The sequence below is a fragment of the Paralimibaculum aggregatum genome, assembly GCF_030270585.1.
GTDB classification, from domain to species: domain Bacteria; phylum Pseudomonadota; class Alphaproteobacteria; order Rhodobacterales; family Rhodobacteraceae; genus Thermohalobaculum; species Thermohalobaculum aggregatum.
On the sequence record NZ_BSYI01000110.1, the window covers coordinates 1 to 1,462 of the forward strand.

Annotated in this window: 1 protein-coding gene; it reads right to left on the reverse strand. The window is 68.1% G+C overall.

What is annotated here, in order from left to right:
* Nucleotides 1-9: 9 nt before the first annotated feature.
* Entirely contained in the window at nucleotides 10-1,416 is a 1,407-nt protein-coding gene (locus tag QSJ97_RS24490) for an IS30 family transposase (RefSeq protein ID WP_285675122.1), read from the reverse strand.
* Between the last annotated feature and the right edge of the window lie 46 nt (nucleotides 1,417-1,462).

Here is a 1,462-nt window from a genome sequence, read left to right on the forward strand (position 1 = left end):
AGGACGGACTCAAGCGGTCGTCGCAACAGGATCTTTCTGGGGCGTGCGAAGAATTTCGTCCAGCGCCTCTGCGGGGGTTCTCCAGCCCAGCGTTTTCCTCGGCCGGGTATTGAGAGCGTGGGCGACCGCAGCGAGGTCGGTCGCGCCATGTGCAGCCAGGTCTGTGCCTTTCGGGAAGTACTGGCGCAGCAGCCCGTTCGTGTTCTCGTTTGAGCCGCGCTGCCACGGGCTGTGAGGATCGCAGAAGTAGACGCCGAGCCCGGTCTCGATGCGCAGCTCGATGTGCCTTGCCATCTCGGCTCCCTGATCCCAGGTCAGCGACCGGCGCAGCTGCTCGGGGAGCGTCTTGATTGCGCCGGCGATGGCGTCGCGCACGGCCTCGGCGCCGTGGCCCGCAAGCGCGGGACCGCTCTTCGCCCGTTTGCCGCTTCCATGACCGGGCATGGGCGGCAGATGAAGTAGCAGCGTGAAGCGCGTGGTGCGCTCCACCAGTGTGCCGATCGCCGAGCTGCCGAGCCCGAGGATCAGATCGCCCTCCCAGTGGCCGGGCACGGCGCGATCAGCAACTTCCGCCGGACGCTCGCTGATCATCACCTCCGGCGTGACGAACGACTTGCCGCGGCCGCTGAGGCGGGATCTCGGCAGGCGAAGCGCCCGTCCCGTGCGCAGGCAGGCGGTGAGTTCGCGCTTCAGCGCACCACGGCCCTGAATGTAAAGCGACTGGTAGATGGCCTCGTGGCTGACGCGCATGTCCTCGTCCTCCGGGAAGTCGAGCTTGAGCCGGCTGGCGATCTGTTCCGGGCTCCACGCCTTTGCCCAACGTCGATCCTGTCGCCGGCCGGCGCGGCGTCCCTTCCAGGCGATCTTCGGCCCTCGGATCTCTTTGCCACCCGCCGCCGTGATCCGCCCGGCGAGCCTATCCTGCACATAGTCGCGAAGCTTAGCGTTCACGGCCAACTTGGCTCGCTTCGGACGACGCGCGGAACGATCTGCGTGCCACTGGGCGGTCGTGGCCCGGTACTCGAAGCCGCCGCCGCGCGTGGCCGCGTTCCTGCGTAATTCGCGAGACACGGTCGAGGGTGCACGCCCCAGCCGGCGGGCAATCTCCCGGACGCCGTGACCGCGTGCCCGGAGAAGCGCAATCTCCTCGCGCTCGCCGAAAGACAGGTACCGCCCCGTCAGCGGCTCCGACGATGGGGCAAACTGCGATGGTGGCATGCCGCCGGCCTCCCGGAACCACCTGGTTCCCACGGGAGGCGATACTCCGGCACACACCGCCGCGTCTTCGCTGGAGCGCCCGGCTGCGATCGCCAACCAGAACGATAGTCGGTGTTCGCGCCGCGAAACCGGTGGCCGACCGGGCGAGCGCAACCCTCGCCGTGTCGATTTGGCCGAACGCCGCTTCCTCGTCGTCATCGCAACCTCCTCCAATGGGGTGTCGCGACGATCGCTTGAGTCCGCC